Genomic DNA, 26,244 nt, shown 5'->3' on the forward strand with positions numbered 1-26,244 from the left:
CGCATTTTTTAATAATATAAACTGTATTTTTTTATTGAATTACTCCAATATCATTTCGATAATATTCGTAATCAAAATGTACTTTTTTGATGTTTTCGTAAGCAGTTTCACGTGCTTCTTCTAATGTATTTCCTAATCCAACTATGTTGATTACGCGTCCACCAGAAGTAACAATTTGTTCACCTGATAATTTTGCACCAGCAATAAAATTAGGACAAGTTACATTTTCTAAACCACGAATCTCAAAACCTTTGTCGTAATTTCCTGGATATCCTCCCGAAACCATCACCACACAACACGCATGTTGATTTTTGAAAGTCAAGTCAAAATCTTCTCCTTTAATTGCTTTATTTACAACCTCAGCCAAATCATTTTCTAACAAAGGTAAAGTTGTTTGCGTTTCTGGATCGCCCATTCTTAGGTTATATTCCAACAAATAAACACCTTTTGTTGTAATCATCAATCCAAAGAAAATAACACCAGCAAACTCTAATCTTTCCTTAATTAAACCACATTTTGTTGGCTCCATAATTTCTTCTTCGAACATTTTGAAATGCTCTTCCGTAAACAATGGATTTGGAGCGATAACGCCCATTCCACCAGTATTAAGACCAGTTTCTCCTTCACCAATTTTCTTGTGATCTTTTGCCGAAACAAATGGAACGATTTTTTTCCCGTTAAAGAAAGACAAAATAGAGGCTTCAAAACCTTCTAAATATTCTTCAATAACCACTTCGTTTCCTGCATCACCAAAGGTTTTATCTTCCATGATATCCAAAACAGCTTGTTTTGCTTCTTCAAAATCTTGGCAGATAATAACTCCTTTTCCAGCCGCTAAACCAGAGGCTTTCACTACAATTGGATAATCTTGTGTTTTCAAATAATCAATCGCCAACATTGGTCCTTGAAAATTTTTATATTTTGCTGTTTTCACACCATATTTATCCATAAAATCCTTCGCAAAAGCTTTAGAAGCTTCTAATTGCGCAGCTGCTTTATGAGGTCCAAAAACATTTAAATTCTCTTTCTGAAAAATATCAACGATACCTTCTGCTAATTCAGCTTCTGGTCCAACAAAAGTTAAATCGATTTGATTTTCTTTCGCGAAATTTTTCATTTCTTCAATCGAAGAAACTGAAACGTTTGTTCCGATTTGAGCTGTTCCTGCATTTCCTGGAATAAAAAACAATTCTAAATCTTGTCCTTTTTGCTTGAAATCTTCAGCAAACTTCCATCCTATTGCATGTTCACGACCACCTGAACCGATTACTAAGATGCGAGTTGCGGTTTGCGATTCGCGGTTTGCGCTATTATTTTGTTCCATTGTTTTTCTTTGTTAAATAGTTTTGAAAATTTTGATTCATTCTACAATAATGATCAATTAATTCTAAAGCTTCATTTAATTCTGACTCTGTTATATAATTCAACTCAAAAGCTATTATTAATTGAGCTTCAACCTCAAAAGCAGAACCTTTTGAAATAGATAGAAAATTAATCATTTGCTGATTTGAATTTCTTCCAGAACCTTCTGCGATATTTGAAAGAATTGAAACAACTGCTCTTTTTATTTGAACAGTTAATCCATACTTTTCTGATTCTGGAAATTTATTAGAAAGATTATAAACCAGTCTTAAAATTTCCAAACTTTTTTGCCATATGTCTAAATTTCTATAACTTCTCATTTACACTAAGTTAATCTTAAATTCCAACATCGCAAAACGAATATCGCATATCGAATTTTAGTGCATAAAATGTCTCATTCCTGTGAAAACCATCGGAATTTCGCGTTCATTACAAGCATCGATAGACTCTTGATCTTTGATTGATCCTCCTGGTTGAATAATTGCTTTAATTCCATTTTCTGCTGCAAAATCAGCTACATCACGGAAAGGGAAAAATGCATCTGAAGCTAAAACTAAATCATCTTCCACTTTTTCTTTTGCACGTGCAATCGCTTGTTGAGCCGCCCAAATACGATTCGTTTGACCTCCACCGATTCCGTAAGCTTGACCATTTGTCGCTACAACAATCGCGTTAGATTTTACCCATTTTACAATTTTTTGAGCAAAAACTAAATCAGTCATTTGACAATCAGTCGGTTGAGCTTCTGTTACAACTTTAAGATCTGTTGAAAACTGATTATCTGTAGACTGAACAATTAATCCTCCATCAACTTTTACGTAAGTTACTTTATCCGAAACAGGATTCTTCACTTTGATGATACGTAAATTTTTCTTTTGTTTAAAAATTTCTAACGCTTCTTCTGTAAATGAAGGTGCAATTACAATTTCCAAGAAAATTTTATTTAATTCAACCGCAGTTTTTCCATCAACTTCTCTATTGAAAGCGATGATTCCACCGAAAATTGACATTGGATCACATTCATACGCTTTTTCATAAGCTTCTAAAACATTCTCTCCAATTGCCACTCCACAAGGCGTTGAATGTTTCACTGCACAACAAGTTATTTCCTCAAATTCTGAAACCACTTTATAAGCCAAATCCATGTCACGAATATTATTGAAAGAAAGTTCTTTTCCTTGTAAATATTCGAAATCTTTCATTGCGCCATTTTTCGTTTTATCAACATAATAAGCTGCTTTTTGATGTGGATTTTCTCCATAACGTAAATCCATCACTTTCTCGTAAGAAGACTCTAAAAATTGAGGAAAATCTTCTCCTAAAATGTAAGTAGAAATCGCCGCATCATAAGCAGAAGTTAAGTTGAATACTTTACCAGCACATAATTTACGCGTTTCAATAGAAGTTGAACCATTCTCACGAATTTCATTCATCACTACTTCATAATCATTCACATCCGTTACAACTGTTACATCATAAAAATTCTTTGCAGAAGAACGTAACATTGATGGACCACCGATGTCAATAAATTCAATCATTTCAACTTCAGAAAGACCTGTATTCATCTTTTCGAAAAATGGATAAAGATTTACAATAACGATATCAATTGGGTTAATTCCATGTTCCGCAATTGTTGCCATATGATTTTCGTCCGAACGACGAGCCATAATACCACCATGAATTGCAGGATGTAAAGATTTTACGCGACCATCTAAAATCTCAGGAAAACCAGTTACATCTTTTACTTCTGTAACTTCGATTCCGTTGTCTTGTAAATGTTTGAATGTTCCTCCAGTTGATAAGATTTTGTAATCTTGTTCAACCAAGAATTTTGCAAATTCTAACAAGTTCGACTTGTCCGAAACACTTATTAGCGCTTGTTTTTGCATTGTGTTTAGTTTTTAAAGTTTATTGTTTGTTTACTATTTTATTGGAAATGAAAAACCTCAATGTACACAACATTGAGGCATTCTATATTTTATGCTTCGCTGATTTGCTTGATTGCCTTAATGTAGATTTCAATTTCTACCTCAGCAACTTTACGCTGTAAATCTGCTACTTCATCACCTTCTTCAATTTCAAAAGTTCCTTGACAAATAATTTGTCCTTCGTCTACACCAGCCGTTACAAAATGTACAGTTGCTCCTGATGTTTTTTCACCAGCTTCTAAAACTGCTTTGTGAACTTTCGCGCCATACATTCCTTTTCCACCAAATTTTGGTAATAATGCAGGATGAATATTAATCATTTTCGAGCCCCATTTCGAGGTAAATTCTGGAGATAATATGGTTAAAAAACCTGCCAAAACAATTAAGTCGATTTCTTCTCCTTCTAAATTATGTTCAGCATCTTCCGAAAAAGTTTTTCGGTCTAAGACATACGTTCGGATATCTTTATCCAAAGATCGTTCTATTGCATAACAATCTCGGTCTGCCATTACCATCGAAATCTCGACATTTGGTAACGTTCCGTCTTCAACTGCATCAATAATATTTTGAAGATTTGTTCCGCCACCGGAAACAAATACAGCTATTTTCATGTTTGTTTGTAAGTAATCTTGTTTGTTTTACAAAGATAAGATTTTAGTTGATGCAAGTCGAAAAATATAACGTGGATTTAATCTATTTATTAATGATTTATTCACAATTAAAAACAAGAAAGGCTATCTCAAATTGAAATAGCCTTTTGAAAATATTTTTTAGTGCCCTTGAGTTCCGTCAACTCCATGTGCGTGTCCGTGAGATAATTCTTCCTCAGTTGCTGGACGAACATTAAGAATTTCAACTTCAAATTCTAATGTTTTTCCTGCCATTGGAGGATTCAAATCTGCAATTACAGCCTCTTCTGTCACTTCTACAACTGAAGCACGGAATTGATTTCCTGCATCATCAGTCAAAGGTAAAATTGCTCCAACTGGTGGCAATCCAGATTCTTTGAACATATCTAAAGGTAATTGAGCAACAGCTTCTTCTACTCTTTCACCGTATCCTTCTGCTGGAGTAATTACGAATGATTTTTTATCACCAATTGTTAATTCTTTTAATTCTTCTTCAAATTTTGGAATCATCATTCCAGCTCCAAATAAAAAAGTTAATGGCTCTTCTGTATTTGATTGTTCTACAAATACTTTTTCACCATTCGCTTCGATGGTATGTAATGAGTAGTTTACTGAAACTACATTATTGTTTTCTATTGACATAAATTGTAAATTATGGATGCTTTTAAAAAGCGTTCATTTTTAATACTTATCTTTTAACAACAACTATTCCTTTCGAATAATTTGACCAATTTTGTCAGTTATTTAGATTTTTGAACTGACAATTTTTATTTAATCTATAAAAAGTAATGCTTTTTTGATGTCTTCATAACCAATTTCACCATTGAAATAATCATAAATTGGTTTTAAAACTTTATTCTCTTCAAATTCGATTTCACTATAAGCCAATCGAACTTTATCAATAATTTTGTCAGAAGGTTTAAATTTTGAGTAATCCAAATCAGGTTCACTTTCTTTGATTTTACCAATATGATCGACAATTGCTGAAGTAGTTAAACCTCTTTTCTCTGCGATTTGATCCAAAGACAACCCTTCTTTCACATATTCTAATGTAATTTCGTAAGTCGATTTCTTTTGTCCTTTTTCTTTGGTTTTATTCTTTTCGATATTTTTTGCAATTTGTTTTTTATCCAAAGTTCCTCCAGAATATCGGATAAAAGCAGCCCAAGAGTTTTGCAATTCTTTTTCATCTAGAAACTCATCCATTTCATTCGATAAAACCTGAAAACGTCTATCAGCCTTCATTGCAAGTGAATCAATTTCTAAAGCTGTTTGATTCAATCCGTGTAACATCAACGAATTTAAATCTCGTAAACGTGAAAGTGCAACGTACCCTTGTCCTTTTTCGAACGCTTTTGATAAATCAATAAACGCAGAATCTAACGTCATTCCTTGTGATTTATGAATTGTAATCGCCCAAGCCAAACGCAGCGGAACTTGTGTGAATGAAGCCAATGCTTTTCCGCTTTCGTCCTCTATTGCCCACGTTTCTGGTTTTGCAATGTAAAATTCTCCATCTAATGTTTTGATAATTGGCTCATCTTTTTCAGTATACCCTGAAACATTTCCCAGCGTTCCGTTTACAAAACCAACTTCGAAATTGTTACGAACAAACATCACTTTCGCTCCTATCTTCAATTCTAAAACTTCTTCTGCTAAAACAGATTTTTTAAGAACCTCAACCAAAGCTGGATTTCCCGCAACTTTTGCTTCAAATGTTTTGGAAGAAGAATCAATATTAATCAATTGACCTTTATTAATTCGGTCCACATCCATATTATGTGTATACAAACGAGTTTGTGAATCTATTTCATTTGGAAAATATTCGATTCGAGTTTCTAATAAATCAACTGTTTTTTGCGAAATATTCCCCGAACGAATTTCATTCAAAATATCATTCAATGCATTATTTGTTTGACGATATTGCTCTGTCAAATAACAAATATGCACTTTTGATTGAACCCAAGCATCGGACATAAAACAGAATTTATCTTTCGATTCTTCCCACTCTTCACCAATCGGTGGCAACTGGAAAAAATCTCCCGAAAAAATTACTTGAACACCTCCAAAAGGTTCATCATTTTGTTTGAAAAATTTCAATACATAATCAACCGCATCCAACTGATTTCGGTGCAACATCGAGATTTCATCAATAATCAAGACTTTTACTTTGTCCATTTTATCTCGGAAATATTTCTTGTCACGAAGCGAAGCTAAATATCGATCCGAAACATAATCTTTTATTCCAATTCCAGCCCAAGAATGTATCGTTTGACCATTCATGTGAGTCGCAGCAATTCCCGTAGAAGCCGTTATAGCAACAGGAACGCCATGTTGTTTAAGATATTGAATGTATTGATTTAACACATAAGTTTTTCCGGCACCCGCAGAACCTGTTAAAAATACATTTCGACCAGATTTTAGAATTGCCAAAGCCTTAGATTGTTGCATAACTTATGAGTGAATTTGAAGTTTTTTGAATGAAATGCAAAGATACGAAGATTGAATGAGGTAAGGAAATGCTTAATAAATTAAAAAAAGAAAATGAATTAACTTTAAAAGTTATTGTATTTTAATTAAGTTTTTTATTCAAGAAAAATACTACAAAATTTTATAACAAGGATCAATCTTAATCAAAAACAAATAATCCAAAAAAATAAAAAAACCGGATAAGAAATCTTATCCAGCTTTTTTAAACTATTTAATCTACTATTTCAATATAATTTTGTCAGCACCTTCTTGAATTTCTCCAATCAACGCACTTCCATCAATAATATTCAATACTTTTTCAGCATCAGTTTGGTCAACGATGACAACCATTCCAACACCCATATTAAATGTTCCAAACATTTCGTTTTCTGCAATTCCTCCGCGTTTAGCTAATTCTTGCATCACTGTTGGTACATTTATTTTTGCTTTTTCTATTACAGCAGTTAATCCGTCATTTATAATACGAGGAACATTCTCGATTAATCCACCTCCTGTAATATGAGCAATTCCAGACATTTCGATTCCAGCATCTTTGATTTTGAAAATATCGTTTTGATATAATTTTGTTGGAACTAATAAAGTTTCAAACAAAGGTTTACCTTCAAATTCTTCGTTAAAATCTGGAAAAACTTTACGAACCAAAGAGAATCCATTCGAATGGAAACCACTTGATGGTAACGCAATAATTACTTGTCCAGCTTTTATTTTAGAACCATCGATAATTTCGTCGCGCTCTACTACTCCAACACAAAATCCTGCAACATCATAATCACCAACTTGGTACATTCCTGGCATTTCTGCTGTTTCTCCACCAATTAAAGCTGTTCCAGTTTCTTTACACGCTTGCGCAATTCCACCTACAATTTCTGCTGCGATATCAGAATCTAATTTTCCACAAGCTAAATAATCTAAGAAAAATAAAGGTTTTGCTCCGTGACACAAAATATCATTTGCACACATTGCGAAACAATCAATACCAACTGTATCGTAAACTTTAGAATCTAAAGCCACACGTAGTTTAGTTCCTACACCATCAGTTCCAGATACCAAAACAGGATTTTTGTAACCTCCTAATTGGTAAAATGCACCAAAACTTCCAATTCCATTCAACACGTTTGAATTGTGTGTTGCTGCAACTGCATCTTTAATTTTCGATACCGTTTGATAACCTTCTTCCTTATCTACTCCGGCTTGTTTATATGTATTGCTCATTTTAATTATGATTTAGTTTTTCGAAATACGAGATTCGAAATTCGTATAACTTATTAATCTATATGCAAAGGTTTCACCTCTTTACATTCTTCATTAGAATAATTTACGGGATATTTTTCTGTAAAACATCCAAAACAATGTTCTTTACTTCCTAATAAATCAATCAGATTATCAACTGTTAAGAAATCTAACGAATCGACATTCAAATAATCTTCAACCTCTTTAATTGATTTATTTCCTGAAATTAAATCTGCTTTAGAAGGCATATCAATTCCTAAATAACAAGGTGCAATAATTGGAGGCGAAGCAGAACGGAAATGAATTTCTTTTGCTCCTGCTTCTTTTAAGATTTTGATTAAAAGTTTCGAAGTTGTTCCACGTACAATAGAATCATCTAAAACAACCAAACGTTTTCCTTTGATTTTATTTTTGATGGGATTCAATTTTAAGTTGACCACACGTTCACGCATTTCTTGTGAAGGAACGATAAACGAACGCGACATATAACGATTCTTAATCAAAATTGGTTCGTAAGGAATACCCGAAGCTTCTGAATAACCAATTGCAGACGGAATTCCAGAATCTGGAACACCAATTACAATATCGGCAGCAACAGGAGATTGTTCGAATAATTTTCGACCAGATTCTACACGTAAATCGTAGATTTCATTTCCTTCGATATTCGAATCAGGACGTGCAAAATAAATGTACTCAAAAGCACAAATATTACGTTGCGTTGGTTGATTTAATGAATAAGATTTTAAACCTTGTTTATTTACTACAATCAATTCACCTGGCTCTACATCGCGGATAAATTCAGCTCCGACAGCGTCTAATGCACATGTTTCTGAACAGAAAACATAGGCATCGTCCAATTTACCTAAACATAAAGGACGAATACCATTTGGATCGCGAAAAGCTGCCATTTGATTATTCGCTAATAACAAAACCGAATAAGCGCCTTTTACCTTTTCTGTACCTTTCTGAATAGCTTCTACAATATCTAAATGCGAATATTTTTGAATAGAACGTAATAAAACCTCCGTATCCGAAGTTGCTAAAAATGGTAAACCTTCTGCTTCTAATTCAGCTCTCAATGCTTCAACTTCAATTAAATTTCCGTTATGAGCAATAGAGAAATGAGGTTTTCCGTAAATATTGTACGTGTAAAGTGGCTGAATGTTACGACGACTTCCACCTCCAGCAGTTGTGTAGCGTGTATGTCCAATCGCAGCATTTCCTTGGTATTCTTCTATTTCGGCTTCCATTGTTTTGAAAACGTCCAATACCAATCCTGTTTTTTTCACCGTTTTAATGTTACCATCTTTCAAGAAAGAAACACCACACGCTTCCTGTCCACGGTGTTGAAGCGCAAATAAACCAAACTGTGCAATAGAATATGTGTTGATATTATTTGGCGAATAAACCCCAAAAACACCACATTCTTCGTTTACACTATCCACAGTATCGGCTGCATATTTTTTTAATAAATTTCTTTCGTAGAAATTCGTTAAATATTCAGCTTTTAATTGACTTTTATGTAATTTTTTATCAATCATTATAGAATGAAAAAAATGTTTATTTTAAAACTTCTGTCAAACGATTATATACTTCGTGATAAGCTTCTGAAACATCACCTAAATCACGACGGAAACGGTCTTTATCTAATTTTTTACCTGTTTCAACATCCCATAAACGACATGTATCTGGAGAAATTTCGTCAGCTAAAATGATATTACCATCAACATCTTTACCAAATTCAATTTTGAAATCAGCTAAAATTAATCCAGCTTTTAAGAACAATTCTTTCAACGCTTCGTTAATTACTTCTGTTTGTGCGTACATTTCATCTAACTCATCATATGTCGCAGCTCCTAATAAAACCGCATGATGATCATTGATTAATGGATCTCCTAATTCATCTTTTTTGTAACAGATATCAAAAATTGTAACTGGAGATTTCGCTCCTTCTTCTAAGCCTAAACGTTGAGCCATAGACCCAGCAACATAGTTGCGCACAACCATTTCAATTGGAATAATTGATACTTTTTTCACCAATTGCTCACGATCATTCAACTGCTCGATGAAATGAGTTTTAACTCCTTTCTCTATCAAATAGTTGAAAATTAAAGTCGAAATTTTGTTGTTCATTTCTCCTTTGTCCTCAACAGTTCCACGCTTTTGTGCATTAAATGCAGTCGCGTCATCTTTGTAATAAACAATTACTTTGTCTGCTTCCTCTGTTGAGTAAACTTGTTTTGCTTTCCCTTCGTAAATGAAGTCTTTTTTTGTTAAGCTCATCGTTGTTTGTTTTTTTCGAAGCTCGATTTTCAAAATTCGAAGTTAAAATTCATATAACTTCTAATTTCTAGTTTCTAACTTCATTACATCGTTTTTTTTTGTTTTGTTTGAAATGAAAAAGTCCACTTCGTGTTTGTTGTTTGTTTTGAAAATTAACTTGTTCAAGGTTAACTTTCGAGATTAATTTCGATTGGTTCAGGATCGAAATTGGTATTAGTTTGTTGTTTTTTTTTTTTTTTTTAGTATTTAGATGTTAGATATTTAGATTTTTTTCTCCTACCTTATTTCTAACTTCAAAATTCCTTATTTTATTTTCAATGTCGAGCTTAATCCAGTTCAGCTTCTCACTTTTTTAAGATGACTTCCTGAAACAAGTTCAGGATGACTCAAACTTTATTCTTCAATTGTCATTCTGAATGAAGCCTTGGCGTAATGAAAAATCTTTTTAGATTCCTCGACAAGCTCGAAATGACATTTTTTATTTAATTTTTCAGAAGTTAAATTTTCTAATATCTAACTTCTAATATCTCATATCTATAATCTACCCTCTAAAATACTCCACCGCATTTTTGAAGATATTCATATATCCATTTCCTGGAATGTTCTTGAATAATCCTTCTTCGTAACGCTCTGGATGTCCCATTCGCCCGTAAACTTTTCCACAAGGCGATACAATTCCTTCTACCGCAAACGTAGATCCATTTGGATTATAAGGCATTTTTCCAGCTAATTTTCCATCCAAATCTACAAACTGAGTTGCGATTTGTCCTTTATCAATTAACTTTTCTAATTCAACCTCATTTGCTACGAAACGACCTTCTCCATGCGAAAATGGAATCCAGAATTCTTGACCTTCCATTCCTTTTAACCAAGGTGAGTGCGATTTATTCACTCTCACTTTCGCTAATTGTGTAATGTGACGACCAATTTCATTGAACGTTAATGTTGGTGTATCTTCTTCTAAATCTTGAATACGTCCATAAGGCAATAATCCTGATTTAATCAATGCTTGGAAACCATTACAGATTCCTAAAACCAATCCATCGCGCTCTAATAAATTGTGAATTGCATTTTTGATTTTCTCATTACGTAAAACCGTTGCAATAAATTTACCTGATCCATCTGGCTCATCAGCAGCTGAAAAACCTCCTGGTACAAAGAAAATATTGGCTTGATTGATTTCATTTACAAAAGCAACAACTGATTCTTCAACATCTTGTTGTGTTAAATTACGGAAAGGCAAAGTCGAAACAATAGCTCCTTCTCTACGGAACGCTTTTGCTGAATCATACTCTGAATTTGTTCCTGGGAAAATTGGAATGAAAACTTTTGGGTTTTCTACTTTATGATCTGCGAAGGCAAAACAAATTTGCTCTGCTTTTAAATCTTTTTCTTCAACAACTGTTTCAGTAGTTGATTTATATGGAAACAATGAATTGAATGTTTCTTTCCATTGTTGTTTTAATTCTTTCAAATTAATTTCTTCTCCATTAAAGTTGAATGAAGTTGAATCATTTGTTTGACCTAAAACATGATAATTTTGAGCAATTTCAACAGGAATATTTAAATCATCTGAATGTTCAATTACAATCGAAGCTGGATAATATTTTGCTAAATCTAAATCAGTCTTGATTTCAAATCCGATTTCATTGCCAAAAGCCATATTCGCTACAGTTTCTGCAATTCCACCAAATTTAACCGTCATCATTGATTTTACATCAGCATTAATTGTTCCGATAAAATCAAAAATAGCTTTTGTATTTGCTTCGTCGATTAAATAATCTTCTGTTAATGTTGGAATAAAAACTGAAAGTTTAGAATTCTTTTCAACTAAAGTTCCTTGTACAATTTTTTTAGCCAAAGAAGGTGCAACTGCAAAAGAAATCAACGTTGGCGGAACATCAATATCTTGGTAAGAACCAGACATCGAATCTTTACCTCCAATTGCAGGAATTCCGAACTGTTTTTGTGCTTCAATCGTTCCTAATAAGGCCGCAAATGGTTTTCCCCAACGCGTAGCTTCATCACGTAATTTTTCAAAATATTCTTGAAAAGTTAAACGAATATCAGCGTAATTTCCGCCAGCAGCAACAATTTTTGTCATCGAATCAATTACCGCAAAATAAGCTCCGTGATAATTTGACCAACGAGAAATTGTAGGATTGTAACCAAATGAAGCAATAGAAACTGCATTTGTAAATCCGTCTGTTGGGAATTTTTGTACCGAAACATCTTCTGGTGTATCCATTGTTTGTCCACCAAAAGCATTCAAAATAGTAGAACGTCCAACGTTATTGTCAAACATTTCTACCATACCTTTTTGCGACGCATGATTTAACTCTTGCATCATTGCAATAAAAGCTTCTTTATTGAAGGCTTTATTCTCAAAAGGATTTGTATATTCTTCGTCCGTAACTTCGATTTTAGCTTGTTTGCGAACGCCATTTGTATCTAAAAATTTACGGTCTAATTCAACAATTTTTGTTCCTTTCCAAACCAAAGTCATTGTATCATCTCCCGTTACCTCTGCAACACAAGTCGCATCAAGGTTTTCTTCTTTTGCTAATGCTATAAATGTTTCCACATCTTTTGCCTCAACCGCAACAGCCATACGTTCCTGAGATTCAGAAATCGCTAATTCTGTTCCGTTTAATCCAGCATATTTCAATGGAACTAAATCTAAATCAACATTAATTCCTCGTGCAATTTCACCAATTGCAACAGAAACACCTCCCGCACCAAAATCGTTACATTTTTTGATTAATGCTAAAACGTCTGGATTACGGAATAAACGTTGAATTTTACGTTCAACAATTGCATTTCCTTTTTGAACTTCTGCTGATAAATCGTCTAATTTTAAACCATCGTGTGTTTTAGATGAACCTGATGCTCCACCTACTCCATCACGACCTGTTGCTCCACCTAATAAAATAATTCGGTCACCTGAAACGGGTTCTTCACGACGAACATATTCTTTTTTTACAGCTCCAGCCACAAAACCAACTTCCATGCGTTTTGCTTTGTATCCTTCATCGTAAATTTCTTTCACAAAAGTTGTCGCTAAACCAATTTGATTTCCATAAGAACTGTATCCGTTTGCTGCTTCTTTAGAGATTTTACGTTGTGGTAATTTACCTGGTAACGTATCTTCAATTTTTTCTAAAGGATTTGCAGCACCTGTAATACGCATAGCTTGGAAAACGTAAGAACGTCCACTCAAAGGATCGCGAATTGCTCCACCAACACATGTCGAAGCTCCACCAAATGGCTCAACTTCTGTTGGATGATTATGTGTTTCGTTTTTGAATTGTAATAACCATTCTTCTTCAACACCATCTACATCGATTGGAACGACAATAGAACACGCGTTGATTTCTTCTGAAACATCTATATTTTTTACAACTCCTGTACGAGAAAGATATTTTCCCATAACAGTTGCTAAATCCATCAAACGAATTGGTTTTGTAGTTCCTAATTCTTGACGAACTTGTTGGTAATAATCGAATGTTTTTTGAAGTGTTTCGTTAAATTTAGAATTAAATTGAACATCTGTAATCTCTGTATCAAAAGTTGTATGACGACAGTGATCAGACCAATATGTGTCTAAAACTTTTAACTCAGTTTCGGTTGGATTACGATTGATTGATTTGAAATAGTCTTGAATAAAAACTAAATCATCCATCTCTAATGATAATCCGAATTGGTTGTAAATTTCTTGTAGTTTATTTTCGTCAGCAGAAATAAAACCTTCAATAATTGGAACTTCTGTAGCTTGTGGATTTGCTGGAATTTCCATTTTTGAAAGATCTTTCTCGCGCGACTCAATTGGATTGATCAAGTAATCTTTTACTTTCTTTAAATCTTCCGCAGACAAATCATCATTGAAAACATATAATAAACCAGATTTTACGGTTACATTTTCAACATTCATCAACACTAAACATTGTTCCGAAGAATCATCGCGTTGATTGTATTGACCTGGTAAAAATTCGGTTGCAAAATAGTTTTTAGAAGAAGGAATGCTTTCGTTAACTGCGTCTTCTACGTATTTAAAAACAAAATCTGTCACAGGATCAACAAACACCTTATTTTGAACCTCTTGTAATTGGCTTTCTTCTATATTAAATAGATCATAAATAACAAAAACCTTGCACACAATTGTAGGTACAAGGTTTTTGAGTTCTATTGTAGTCTTCTGACTGATAACGTCAAAATTCGATTTCTTCTGAATGAAAAGTCTTTGGTTCATTGTATTGTTTGCTGTACTATTTGGTTTAATGTGTTTAAACCATTTGTATCATCTACATCAACAAACAAACTATTTTCTAACGAGAGTGGTTCAAGACTCATTTTGTAGAAAAAAAATTCATTTGTAGTGGCAATTTTTTATGGTCTGCCGTAGAGACGCTCAACCTTATTATGAGCTATACAAATGTTGTAAACTTTAAAAACTAAATCACCTTTAAAAGTGAACTGCAAAATTAAACATTTTAATTAGTAAAATCAAATCTAAATCAACAATATTTTATTTAATTTTTGGGTTAGATATTTTTCTTAAAATTTAAGCATGATTATCAATCAAATGTCCCATTTTATAACAAAAAAATCCTTCTCAAAATTGATAAGGATTTTCTGTTTTTAGTAATTATCTTGTAATTGTCAAATCGTATTCGTTGTCTGATTCATCATATTTATATGATAATTTCATATTAAAATCTTGCATAAACTTTTTGCAAAATGTTTCTATATTTAATGAATCTGGAAAAGTAGCTTTGTTAACTGTCATAAACAAAGTTGTCCAACTTGTATTGTCTTTAAAAATTGTAGAGAATCTTTTCTCCCAATATGTTAAAAACTTTTCTTCTTTTTCATTGATTAATATCTCTTCCATTATACCTACTTTATAAACCAATTACAAATTTACAACTATTTCTAATCAAAACCATTTTTTCACGAATTATTAACGTTTTCTGCCTCTATCTTTCATTCAAGAATCGCAAACTTAAGATTCGCTTAAGATTCACTTTTTCATGTTAATAATCTATTAAATATCAAGACATTTGAACAATAATTCAAAAACAAAATGTTTACAAATAATTTAAAAGGACGTTACAGTATTTTACTATTTTTCAGTTCGTTATTTATTCTAATTTCATTTATTCTACGCCTAATTTTTGCGATTTGGGTAAAAAGTGATTTCGACTGGAATATTGGTTCGTTATTACACACTATTTTTTACGGATTAGTGTACGACATTAGTGTTGTAAGCTGTTTCACGTTATTCTTATCATTTTATTTTATGATTTTACCCAATAAATTCGTCAATTCATTATTTGATCGAATTTTCGTGTATTTTGTTTATACATTGTATTTGGTAATCATTTATTTCACATTTTTTGCCGAAGTTACATTTTGGGACGAATTCAAAAGCCGATTCAATTTTATTGCGGTCGATTATTTAATTTATACCTACGAAGTTGTTAAAAATATTCAAGAATCATATCCTTTATCAGTTTTAATTGGCGGAATTGTTTTAATTACAGGCTTAACGATTTTCGCAACAAAAAAAGGTTATTTCTTTTACAACACATTTCATAACAAACCAAAAACAAGCCAAAAAGTTGGTGTTTTTGTATTTAATTTACTACTTACGATTGGCTCATTGTTTCTTTTAAATAATGATAGCAGCTCAACTTCAGAAAACAGATACAACAACGAAATTTCTAAAGCCGGAATTTTTTCTTTCTTTTCTGCTTTCCGAAATAATCATTTAAAATATGATGAACATTATAAATCTATTCCGATTGAAGATGCTTTTGCAGTGATGAAATCTGAATTGCAAGATTCAAAAACTGTTTTCGATCAACAATTCAAAAATCCAATACGAAGAACAATTTTAGCAAGTAATCCGTCACAAGCAGAACAAAAACCAAACGTGATTTTTGTGTTAATGGAAAGTATGAGCGCTTCATTTTTGCAAGAGCAATTCAACGGAAAATCAATCACTCCAAACCTCAACGATATAGCGAATAACAGCATTTATTTTTCAAATATGTTTGCCAACGGAACGCGTACTGTTCGTGGAATGGAAGCTGTTACATTATCAATTCCTCCTACGCCTGGAAATAGTATTGTGAAGCGTATTGATAATCAAAATTTATATACCATTTCGAATGTTTTCAAAGCAAAAGGTTACCACAATATGTTCTTTTATGGTGGCGATGGATATTTTGACAATATGAATGCGTTTTATGGTGGAAATGGTTTTGACATTTACGATCGCGGCCGTGGTAGCGTTTTGAGTGATAAAATCAATACTAATCGATACAATATTAATGATGATGAAGTTACTTTTGAAAATGCTTGGGGAATTGCCGATGATGATATTTACAGAAAAGTGATCAAAGTTGCCGATGAGAAATACAAAACAAAACAACCATTTTTTGCATTTGTGATGTCAACTTCAAACCACAAACCTTATACGTACGAAGATGGAAAAATTGATATTCCGTCTGGAACTGGTCGACCTGGAGCTGTAAAATATGCCGATTATGCAATTGGAGATTTAATTGCAAAAGCGAAAACAAAACCTTGGTTCAGCAATACCGTTTTTGTGTTTATTGCCGATCACTGTGCAAGTAGCGCAGGTAAAGATGCAATTGATGTAAAAAATCATCACATTCCGGCATTTATCTATAATTTAAAATCGCACGCAAACGAAAATGTCACAAAAGAAGTTTCTCAAATTGATATTTTCCCAACATTATTTTCGTTGTTCAATTGGAAATATACGTCTCAATTTTATGGAAAAGACATCTTCGATCCGCAATACAAATCGCGTTCTTTTGTTGGTACGTATATTAAATTGGGAATGAAAAAAGGCAAAGATGTTTCGATTTTATCCGATCAAAAGAAAATCAATCAATACAAATGGATTGATAAAAATTTAATTGATACAAAGGTTGATCCTATTTTCGAGCGTTCTATCATATCTAATTATCAAACAGCCGATTATTTATTTAGCAATCATTTATTAAATGAAAAATAAAATCATTTTTATCATCAATCCTATTGCTGGAAAGGGAAAAGGACGAATAATTGAAACTGAAATTCAACACTATTTTAGTCAAAAAAATGTTGATTTCGAAACATTTTTAACTGAAAATATTGGTCATGCAACTGAAATTACAAATCAAGTTCTGACAAAAAATCCTGAAATCATAGTAGCTTGTGGCGGCGACGGAACGATAAACGAAGTCGCTCAAGCCTTGGTTGGTAGCAATGTTGCTTTGGGAATTATTCCGATTGGTTCAGGAAATGGATTAGCGGCTAATTTGAACATTCCTAAAACCACAGAAAAAGCTTTTGAAACGATTTTGAATGCAAAAATCAATAAAATTGATGCAGGAAAAATCAACGAAAATTACTTTTTTAGCAATATGGGATTGGGAATTGATGCAGATGTGATTAACAATTATGCTCAAACCAAAACCAGAAACTTTTTGGGATATGTAACTGCCAGTACAAAAGCGATTTTTAACTTTCAACCGAAAAAATTTAGCATCGAATTAGATGATCAACATACATTAGATGATGATTTTTATTTTGTGTTCTGCTCTAACTCTAACGAAGCGGGTTATGGCATCTCATTTTCACCCAATGCAAAATTAAATGATGGAAAATTAGACTTTCTTGCAGTAAAAAAGCTTAATTTTATACAACAAATTCAGTTTTCGGCTAATGTTTTAGGAAAACGAATTGAAAAAATGAAGCAAGCAAAAGTATTGCAAGTCAATTCAGTAAAATTCAATTCCAACCAACCTAAAACAATTGCTCAAGTTGATGGTGAAGCTGTTATTTTTAACCAAAATTCGATTGAAGTTTCGATTGTTCCGAATGCTTTGAATGTTATTGTTCCGAATTAGAAAATGAACAAACCAAAAGTTTTAATTGTTGAAGATGAATTGGGAATTGCCAATTTTATGCTTCAAGGTTTAGAAGAAGAAAATTTATCGCCAACGCACTGTTTAAGCGGCGAAGATGCTTTAGTGAAAATAAATAACGAGAAATTTGATGTTATTTTGTTAGATTGGATGATGTTAAATATTTCGGGCTTAGACGTTTGTAAAGCAATCCGAAATTCTGAAAATATGAACCAAAAAACACCAATTATTTTCATTACAGCGAAAGATACAGTTCAAGATACGATTGAAGGTTTGAATGCTGGTGCAAATGACTACATCAAAAAACCATTTGATTTTAATGAATTGGTAGCACGAATTAACGTTTATCTTCGTCAAAATGAATCGAATAATCTTTTGAATTTCGGAAATATTTCAATCAATCCAGAAACACATCAGACTTTTTTAGATAATAATTTAGTTGAATTAACATTAAAAGAATTTCAACTTTTAACTTACCTTTTCAAAAATAAAAACCGAATTTGTACACGCAAAGAAATCATTGAAAACGTTTGGCACATTCATTTTGAATATGATACAAGTGTGATTGATGTTTTTATTAATGCGATTCGTAAAAAATTAAATCTAAAAAAAGATGATCCGCGCTTACATACCATTCGTGGAGTGGGTTATATAACAAACGATGTTTAAAAAATTATCTGTAAAAAATAGAATAGCAACCTTTTACAGCATTTTATTTTCTGCTGTTTTACTCATTATTTTTGGGTTAATTTTCTTTGTTGTAAATAGGGGAATTAACAAAACAATGTACGAAACGTTAGAGGAAGAAATTAACAGTCACGTCGATTATGTGTTACACGAACCTACATTTACAAGTTTTGTACAACCGCGCGAATGGGAAGAAGTAGAACATACAGACATTGCGCTGAATCCTGTTTTTATCTCAATTTATGATAAAAATTTCAACTTAGTTGAAAGTTCTCCAAACATGGTTCAAAATCAATTGGATTGGAACAATGAAGAACCAGAAAACAAGCCATTTTATGCTGAATATAATTCAATTCAGTTATTAATTTCTCAAGCAAAATTGATTCATCATGGCGAAGTTGTTGGTTATTTAGTAATAGGCGTTTCTACAAAACACAATCAATTAGCATTGGATTATTTAAAAACTGCCTTACTTATTATCTTTCCTATTTCGGTTTTATTGACGTTTCTTTTAGCTCGTTTTATTGCGGCTAAATCGATTAAACCTGTTTTCAATGTGATTCATACAGCGCAATCGATCACCGAAAATAATCTTTCAGAACGCATTCAATTACCTAAAAATAAAGATGAATTATTTCAACTTTCAGTGACAATAAATTCACTGTTAGATCGATTAGAGTTTCAAATTTTAAAAGCTAAACAGTTCTCGGCTGATGCTTCGCATGAACTTCGAACACCTTTGGCGATTATAAAGGGAACATTGGAAATTTTGATTCGACGCGAACGCACGCCTGAGCAATACAATGAAAAAATAGATTACACATTGAAACAAGTGAATCGTTTGGATCGTTTGGTAGAACAATTTTTATTGATTTCTCGCGTAGAAAATAATAGTTTGGAGCTAAAAACTTCATTATTTGAACTAAAATCAGAAGTTTTAAAATCAATTGAACGTTTTGATGTTTTGTTACAAGAAAAACAAATTTCTGTCGATACGGAACAACTTCAAGCTTTTGAAATTGATAATTACCAAGAATTTTTTGAGATTATTATAGATAACATTATATCAAATGCTATAAAATATTCTAACTTAAAAGGTCAAATAACAATTCTTTCTAACATCGAAAATGATTGCTATGAATTAATTTTTGAAGACAATGGAATTGGAATGAATCAAGAAGATTTAAAATTTGTTCAAGAACGATTTTTCCGCATTAAAAATGATTCAACACTCCATATTTCTGGTTCTGGATTAGGTCTAAATATTGCAACACAATTAGCTAAAATGTCAGATATTAAAATGCGAATTGAGAGTAAGCAAAGTACTGGAACTAAGATTATTTTAACGTTGGATATTGAAAATTTTTAAGTAACTTCAATTCATCAAAAAATAACAAAATGAACCAACACGAATATACAAACGGAGAAATTACTATAATCTGGAAGCCTGAATTATGTCAACATGCAGGCATTTGCGTAAAACTACTGCCAAATGTATATAATCCGAAAAAAAACCTTGGCTAAAGACAGAAAATGCAAGTAGTGACGAACTTATCAAACAAGTTCATCAATGTCCTTCAGGTGCGTTGAGTATAAAGGAGTAAAATAACAACCAACGAACTGAGAATTAATCATCTTTTGAAACGATTTGCCTATGAACCAAATCTAAAAAAATATATAATAAAAGACTGGTTTTTAATTAAAGAAAAGACTTTTTCGGATGTTTTTTTGGAACATACAGGTTTTCGACCGTCTCAATATTTACGGAATATTCTTGAATAAAAAAAGCAATCCAATTGGATTGCTTTTTTACTATTATATGAAATTGATTAATTCACTTTACTTAATGTACGAACTCTAATTTCTTGTAAAACATCTTCTACAGACATTCCTACATATGCACCTTCTTCTACAATTGGGTACAATTGATCATAAGACATAATACGCGTATTGTCGATACGTAAATTTACGTGAGAACGATTGAAATCTCTGTGAGATTTAACACCTGTTGCAGAAATTAATTCAGATAATATATGCATTGTTTTCTTGTGGAAATTATACATACGAGTTGCTTTATCTTCTACATCTAACCCTTTCATCAATTCACGATCTTGGGTCGCAACACCAACTGGACATGTATTTGTATTACATTGTAAAGCTTGGATACATCCTACAGCCATCATCATAGCACGAGCCGAATAAACTAAATCTGCACCAATCGCCATTGCACGAGCAATGTGGAAAGAAGAAATAATTTTTCCAGAAGCTACAACACGAATATCTTTTTTAAGACCATAACCACGTAAAGTATCAACTGCGAAAGCTAAACCATCTAACAAAGGCATACCTAGAGAGTTAGAGAACTCTACAGGAGCAGCTCCAGTTCCACCTTCACCACCGTCAATTGCGATATAATCTGGTTTGATACCCGTTTTAATCATTGCTTCACAAATTTCGATAAACTCACGTTTAATCCCTATACACAATTTGAAACCAACTGGTTTTCCACCTGATAATTCTCTTAATTGTTTGATGAAATGTAACATTCCTTCTGCATCAGAGAAAGCTGAATGAGATGGAGGAGAATCAACAGTTGTATATGGTTCTACAGCACGAATCTTAGCGATTTCTGGAGTATTTTTATTTGCTGGTAAAATTCCTCCGTGACCTGGTTTTGCACCTTGAGAAATTTTCAACTCAATCATTTTTACATTTGGTAAAGTAGCGCGCTCCACATACTTATCTGGATCGAAACCACCATCAGCTGCACGACATCCAAAATATCCTGTACCAATTTGCCAAATCAAATCTCCACCTGGCTGTAAGTGATATGGAGAAATTCCTCCTTCACCTGTATTGTGCGCAAAGTTTCCTAATTTGGCTCCTTTGTTCATTGCTAATACAGCATTTTCACTTAACGAACCGAAAGACATTGCAGAAATGTTTAATAAACTTGCTAAATAAGGTTGTTTACATTCGCTTCCACCAACTTTTACACGTGGATCATCAGCATGTTTGATTTTTCCTGCATACATCGAGTGATTTAACCACTCATATCCTGGCTCATAAACATCTAATTGTGTTCCAAAAGGAACTGTGTCAATTACATTTTTTGCACGACGATACACCATACTACGCATCAAACGGTCAATAGGTTTCCCTTCAGTATCAGTTTCAACAAAGTATTGCATAATTTCTGGACGAATACTTTCTAATAAATAGCGTCCATGTCCAATAATTGGAAAGTTTCTTCTGATAGCGTGTTTTGTTTGCGAGATATCTGCAAATCCTAAAGCAATCAAAGGAAGAATAATTATTAAAGACCATAAGATACCTGGCCAAAAATAAGAGATTACTCCAATTGCAACAAGAGTAACGATAGATCCTACTACGAAAAGTTGTCTTACTTTCATAAGTAAAAATTTAAATGATTTTGATTAAAAATTTGGTGTCAAATATATCTAAAAAAACTCGGTTTAACGCCTATATTTCTGAAATAATTTCTTTTAAATTGTTGATTTCAAACGTTAGAGAAAACCCATTATTTCAAATAAGTTAACAATTATCTAATGTCGTGAAATAAAATGAAATATTATTTAGATTTTTTTAAAAGATGTTCAAACTTTTTGAGAAATGTCAAAAGAATTATTCTTTGTAAACTCTCGTTAAATCCAATAATTTGATTGGTCCCATCGAAAAATTCTTAACTTTTTTATTCAAAAATAACGTTGTTTGATCATAAAATAATGGCAAAATTGGAGCGTTTTGCATCATCAATGCATCCATTTTTTGATAAATTTTGGCACGTTCGTCTGGATTATTGGTCAAAAATGCTTGTTCGTACATTTTATCAAATTCACCATTTTTGTAATGTGAATAATTTGGACCTTCTGGCGCAAAGTTTTTCGAATAATATAAAGACAAAAAGTTTTCGGCATCTGGATAATCTGCTCCCCAATTTGCGCGGAACAACGTAAATTTTCCCGTTGCTTTTCCATCGCGCATCGTTGGTCCAGGTACAACATTCACTTTTATTGGTAAGCCTAATTTTGCCATTTCTGCCGCAATATATTCACAAACATCTACATATTCTTGCACAGTTGTCAGCTCGATTGGTACAATTTTTTCGTTCGTTTTTTTATAGCTATTGATTAGTTCACGTGCTTTTTCGGGAGAATATTTGTAACCACTTTCTGGCGAATAACCTGGTAAACCTTTCGGAATGAAACCTCCATCTGCTTCAAAAGCTTGACCTTTCATCATATATTTGATGATTTTGTTTTTATCAACTCCATAATTTAATGCTTGACGCAATTTCAAATCAACTGCATTGGGCGCATCAAGATAAAAACATAAATAAACGGTACTTAAATAAGGAACTTTTTGAATCGTTAAAATATTTGAATATTTTGGATTCAAATCTCCGATTGGATTTAAAATTTCATCTTTATAAGAAGGATCCAAATCTGCCATCATATCCAAATTACCTTTGATTAATTCTAAAAATTCTGAATTTTTCTCTGGTAAAAATGATAAATTAACCGCTTCTAAATATGGTAAACGTTGTCCTTTTTCATCAAACTCGAAATACTTTGGATTTTTTCTAAAAACCATTTTCACATTATCTTCCCAAATCTTAAATTGAAAAGGGCCTGTACCAATTGGATGTTTCAAGAATTCATCGTTTCCATTTTTGAATAATTCTTTTGGAACAACAGAAGCATACTTCATCGAAATTAATCCCAAAAATGCAGGATAAGCTTCCTTCAGTTTAATTTCAAAAAGTGTATCATTTATCGCTTTATATGAATCAATATTATTCATAATCCAACCTCCAGAACCTCCAGCTTTCGGATCTTTTAAACGATTAAAACTATACTCGAAATCTGAAGCCGTTACAATTCGAGTCGAATCTTTTCCGAAAGCTTCATGTTTATGAAAAAAAACATCATTTCTCAAAGTAAAAGAATACGTTTTTCCATCTTCAGAAATTGTCCAAGATTTTGCAATATCTGGCTGAATTTCTAGTTCGTTATCAATCTTCACTAAACTGTTGTACATCAAATTACAAGCCCACGTATTGGCTTGTGTTCGCGCATTAATCGGATCTAAAGAAGAAATATTATCGTAACGATTTAGTTTAAATACTTTGTTTTCATCGATTTCAATTTTCTTAGAACACGAAAATATTGAAACGAATAACATAATGTAGATAAAGTATTTAGTCATTTTGAATAGCTGATTTATTTATGTTTCAAAACTATGGATAATTTCTTAAATTTGCAGCTATGAATAATCAAACTAAAACAGTTGCATTTCATACATTGGGATGTAAACTTAATTTTTCTGAAACTTCGACGATCGCAAGAAACTTGAAAGATAATGGATATCAGAAGGTTGAGTTTACAGATTCTGCGAATGTGTACGTAATCAATACATGTTCGGTAACCGCAAATGCAGACAAAGAGTGCAGAACGATTGTGAAAAATGCAATGAAAGCAAATCCAGAAGGTTTTGTTGTCGTTGTAGGTTGTTATGCGCAGTTGAAACCGCAAGAAATTGCGGAAATGGAAGGTGTTGATTTGGTTTTAGGAGCTGCAGAAAAATTCAATATTGCTGAATATTTAGACGATATCAATAAAAAAGAAGAAACAATTGTACATTCTTGTGAGATTGAAGAAGCCGACTTTTACGTTGGTTCTTATTCAATTGGTGATCGTACGCGTGCTTTTTTGAAAGTGCAAGATGGTTGCGATTATAAATGTACGTATTGTACAATTCCTTTGGCTCGTGGAATTTCGCGTTCGGATACAGTTGAAAATGTTATCAAAAATGCGAATGAGATTGCACAAAAAGGAATCAAAGAAATCGTGTTAACGGGTGTAAATATTGGTGATTACGGGAAAGGTGAATTCGGGAATAAAAAACACGAACATACTTTCTTGGAATTGGTGCAAGAATTGGATCAAGTTGATGCGATAGAACGAATCAGAATTTCTTCGATTGAACCAAATTTATTAAAAAATGAAACAATTGATTTTGTTTCAAAAAGTAATCGATTTGTTCCGCATTTCCATATTCCATTACAATCTGGTAGCGATGAAATTTTGAAAAAAATGAAACGCCGTTATTTATCTAATCTTTATTTAGATCGTGTAACAAAAATTCGCGAAGTGATGCCAAATGCGTGTATTGGTGTAGATGTAATTGTTGGTTTTCCAGGAGAAACAGAAGAATTGTTTATGGAAACATATAATTTCTTAAACGATCTACCAATTAGCTATTTACATGTATTTACTTATTCGGAGCGTGATAATACAGAAGCGATCGAATTTGAAGGAGTTGTTGATCAAGGAGAACGTAAACGTCGTAATAAAATGTTACGTATTTTATCGGAGAAAAAACGTCAAGCTTTTTATCAATCTCAATTAAATTCGACTCAGAAAGTATTGTGGGAACATGATAATAAAGATGGAAAAATGTTTGGTTTTACAGAGAATTATGTGAAAGTTCAGACAGATTTTAATCCTGAATTAGTCAACGAAACACAAATTGTAGATTTGGTTAGAATCAATCACAATGGAATTGTTGAAGTAAAAATTAAAGAGTTAGAATTAGCAAAATAATATTGTAAATATTAGTTAAAAAGAAGTTCGAGTATTTTGAGCTTCTTTTTTTTGATTTACCTTTACATTTAGGAATGATAATTGTAGTTTTAAATAAAAAATCAAGGTCATGAAAATTATACACTTTATTTTTATAATTTTGTTGTCATTATTTGTAACAAGCTGTGGAACAGTTCAAGTAAGTACAGATTACGACAGATCATCAAATTTTGCATCATATAAAACTTATACTTTTCACCAAAAAGGATTAGATAAGTTAAAGGTTAACGATTTGGATAAGAATCGACTAATTAAAGCAATTGATGCACAAATGGCTGCAAAAGGATTTACAAAAGTAAGTTCTGATGCAGACTTAGTCATTAATTTATTGACAAGTTCTAAAGAACAAATTTCTGTAAATAATAACAATTGGGGTTACGGACCTTATGGTTACTATGGAGGATATTACGGCGGAAATAGCGTTTCTTCTTATCAAGCAGGAACAATTGTAATAGACATTATTGATGATAAACGTAATATATTGGTTTGGCAGGGTGTTGGTTCTGATCTTAATTTGAGTAATATCAGTGCTAAAGCAGAAAGAATCCCGAAAGCAATTGAAGAAATTCTTGCTAAATTTCCTCCTCAACCAAAAAAATAAATTTTCGAAAATAATATAGAAAGCTCTTCATTTGGAGAGCTTTTTTCATGAAATGAAGTTTGTATTAAAAAAAGCTTTAATTTTAAACTTATTTAAACAAATTAAATAAAAAAAGTTTCGAGAAAATTATCAAATTTGGATTGCGAAAAAAATAAGTAATCATCTGGTAATCATTAGTGAGTATAAGATAAAACAATTTATTCTACCTCATTTAAGCCAAGGTAAACGAGAATTTAAAAGTAAATTTGATTTGATAAAAATAATACAACTGATTTTTAAACGTTTAAAAACAGTCTGTCAATAGAGAGAATTAAGTTTAAAAGAATATTTTTCTGACACGATTAGTTGGCAGATAGTCTATTAACCCGTAGTATATTTAGTTAATTTTTAAGTTGTTAATATTTCTATTTTGGTTTCTGTTTATTG

The 26,244-nt window shown here is 32.3% G+C and carries 19 protein-coding genes, 1 pseudogene and 1 riboswitch; of the genes and pseudogenes, 7 read left to right on the forward strand and 13 right to left on the reverse strand.

The window, feature by feature from the left end; genetic code table 11:
- Nucleotides 1-31: 31 nt before the first annotated feature.
- The 11 genes from purD to B4G36_RS10905 all read right to left on the reverse strand — a co-directional run bounded on the left by purD (nt 32) and on the right by B4G36_RS10905 (nt 14,813).
- Complete coding sequence (gene purD, locus B4G36_RS10855; protein ID WP_291063987.1) at nt 32-1,324, reverse strand: phosphoribosylamine--glycine ligase; 1,293 nt, start codon at nt 1,322-1,324, stop codon at nt 32-34.
- Nucleotides 1,311-1,682 (reverse strand): four helix bundle protein, encoded by a 372-nt coding sequence (locus B4G36_RS10860; RefSeq protein ID WP_282628654.1) that lies wholly within the window; start codon nt 1,680-1,682, stop codon nt 1,311-1,313. Before B4G36_RS10860 ends, purD begins: the two co-directional genes overlap by 14 nt.
- 57 nt (nt 1,683-1,739) lie before the next feature.
- Nucleotides 1,740-3,251, reverse strand: a complete 1,512-nt coding sequence (purH, locus tag B4G36_RS10865) for a bifunctional phosphoribosylaminoimidazolecarboxamide formyltransferase/IMP cyclohydrolase (RefSeq protein ID WP_291063992.1) — start codon at nt 3,249-3,251, stop codon at nt 1,740-1,742.
- An 89-nt stretch (nt 3,252-3,340) separates the two neighbouring features.
- Nucleotides 3,341-3,901 carry a phosphoribosylglycinamide formyltransferase gene (gene purN / locus B4G36_RS10870; protein ID WP_291063994.1) on the reverse strand — a complete coding sequence of 187 codons (561 nt, stop codon included), beginning with the start codon at nt 3,899-3,901 and terminating at the stop codon, nt 3,341-3,343.
- A gap of 159 nt (nt 3,902-4,060) precedes the next feature.
- Complete coding sequence (locus tag B4G36_RS10875; protein WP_038332370.1) at nt 4,061-4,561, reverse strand: FKBP-type peptidyl-prolyl cis-trans isomerase; 501 nt, start codon at nt 4,559-4,561, stop codon at nt 4,061-4,063.
- Between the two features lie 129 nt (nt 4,562-4,690).
- Nucleotides 4,691-6,370 carry a helix-turn-helix domain-containing protein gene (locus B4G36_RS10880; protein ID WP_291063996.1) on the reverse strand — a complete coding sequence of 560 codons (1,680 nt, stop codon included), beginning with the start codon at nt 6,368-6,370 and terminating at the stop codon, nt 4,691-4,693.
- Between the two features lie 258 nt (nt 6,371-6,628).
- Nucleotides 6,629-7,621: a phosphoribosylformylglycinamidine cyclo-ligase gene (purM, locus tag B4G36_RS10885; protein WP_114999539.1), complete on the reverse strand. Its 993-nt coding sequence runs from the start codon at nt 7,619-7,621 to the stop codon at nt 6,629-6,631.
- Between the two features lie 53 nt (nt 7,622-7,674).
- The gene (gene purF / locus B4G36_RS10890) at nt 7,675-9,180 is read right to left on the reverse strand and encodes an amidophosphoribosyltransferase (protein ID WP_291063998.1); all 1,506 of its coding nucleotides are present in this window, start codon (nt 9,178-9,180) and stop codon (nt 7,675-7,677) included.
- 19 nt (nt 9,181-9,199) lie between these two features.
- Entirely contained in the window at nt 9,200-9,922 is a 723-nt protein-coding gene (purC, locus tag B4G36_RS10895; RefSeq protein WP_135834432.1) for a phosphoribosylaminoimidazolesuccinocarboxamide synthase, read from the reverse strand.
- 541 nt (nt 9,923-10,463) lie between these two features.
- Nucleotides 10,464-14,171 (reverse strand): phosphoribosylformylglycinamidine synthase, encoded by a 3,708-nt coding sequence (locus B4G36_RS10900; RefSeq protein ID WP_291064001.1) that lies wholly within the window; start codon nt 14,169-14,171, stop codon nt 10,464-10,466.
- 104 nt (nt 14,172-14,275) lie between these two features.
- A riboswitch (purine riboswitch) is annotated at nt 14,276-14,374 on the reverse strand.
- A 193-nt stretch (nt 14,375-14,567) separates the two neighbouring features.
- Nucleotides 14,568-14,813: a hypothetical protein gene (locus B4G36_RS10905; RefSeq protein WP_038332385.1), complete on the reverse strand. Its 246-nt coding sequence runs from the start codon at nt 14,811-14,813 to the stop codon at nt 14,568-14,570.
- A gap of 192 nt (nt 14,814-15,005) precedes the next feature.
- On the opposite strand from B4G36_RS10905, the gene B4G36_RS10910 reads away from it, so the two are divergent.
- The 5 genes and pseudogenes from B4G36_RS10910 (at nt 15,006) to B4G36_RS10930 (ending at nt 20,156) form a co-directional block, all read left to right on the forward strand.
- Entirely contained in the window at nt 15,006-16,970 is a 1,965-nt protein-coding gene (locus B4G36_RS10910; RefSeq protein WP_291064003.1) for an LTA synthase family protein, read from the forward strand.
- Entirely contained in the window at nt 16,960-17,847 is an 888-nt protein-coding gene (locus B4G36_RS10915) for a diacylglycerol/lipid kinase family protein (RefSeq protein ID WP_286495795.1), read from the forward strand. Before B4G36_RS10910 ends, B4G36_RS10915 begins: the two co-directional genes overlap by 11 nt.
- A 3-nt stretch (nt 17,848-17,850) precedes the next feature.
- Complete coding sequence (locus tag B4G36_RS10920) at nt 17,851-18,534, forward strand: response regulator transcription factor (RefSeq protein WP_291064006.1); 684 nt, start codon at nt 17,851-17,853, stop codon at nt 18,532-18,534.
- Complete coding sequence (locus B4G36_RS10925) at nt 18,527-19,921, forward strand: sensor histidine kinase (protein ID WP_286495793.1); 1,395 nt, start codon at nt 18,527-18,529, stop codon at nt 19,919-19,921. The genes B4G36_RS10920 and B4G36_RS10925 overlap by 8 nt, the downstream gene beginning before the upstream one ends.
- A gap of 29 nt (nt 19,922-19,950) precedes the next feature.
- Nucleotides 19,951-20,156: pseudogene (locus B4G36_RS10930) on the forward strand ((4Fe-4S)-binding protein).
- A gap of 225 nt (nt 20,157-20,381) precedes the next feature.
- Here the strand turns inward: B4G36_RS10930 and B4G36_RS10935 are convergent.
- Together B4G36_RS10935 and B4G36_RS10940 are read right to left on the reverse strand one after the other, a co-directional pair.
- Complete coding sequence (locus tag B4G36_RS10935; protein ID WP_038332397.1) at nt 20,382-21,965, reverse strand: FMN-binding glutamate synthase family protein; 1,584 nt, start codon at nt 21,963-21,965, stop codon at nt 20,382-20,384.
- Between the two features lie 232 nt (nt 21,966-22,197).
- Nucleotides 22,198-23,781 (reverse strand): ABC transporter substrate-binding protein, encoded by a 1,584-nt coding sequence (locus B4G36_RS10940; protein ID WP_291064009.1) that lies wholly within the window; start codon nt 23,779-23,781, stop codon nt 22,198-22,200.
- Nucleotides 23,782-23,840: 59 nt separating this feature from the next.
- Between B4G36_RS10940 and mtaB the strand changes: the two genes are divergently transcribed.
- Both mtaB and B4G36_RS10950 read left to right on the forward strand, forming a co-directional pair.
- A complete protein-coding gene (mtaB, locus tag B4G36_RS10945; RefSeq protein WP_291064011.1) occupies nt 23,841-25,178 on the forward strand; it encodes a tRNA (N(6)-L-threonylcarbamoyladenosine(37)-C(2))-methylthiotransferase MtaB in 1,338 nt (445 codons plus the stop codon).
- A 109-nt stretch (nt 25,179-25,287) separates the two neighbouring features.
- A complete protein-coding gene (locus B4G36_RS10950; RefSeq protein WP_291064013.1) occupies nt 25,288-25,818 on the forward strand; it encodes a DUF4136 domain-containing protein in 531 nt (176 codons plus the stop codon).
- The last annotated feature ends 426 nt before the right edge of the window (nt 25,819-26,244 follow it).

The organism is Empedobacter sp. UBA3239 (assembly GCF_002362875.1).
GTDB lineage: Bacteria > Bacteroidota > Bacteroidia > Flavobacteriales > Weeksellaceae > Empedobacter > Empedobacter falsenii_B.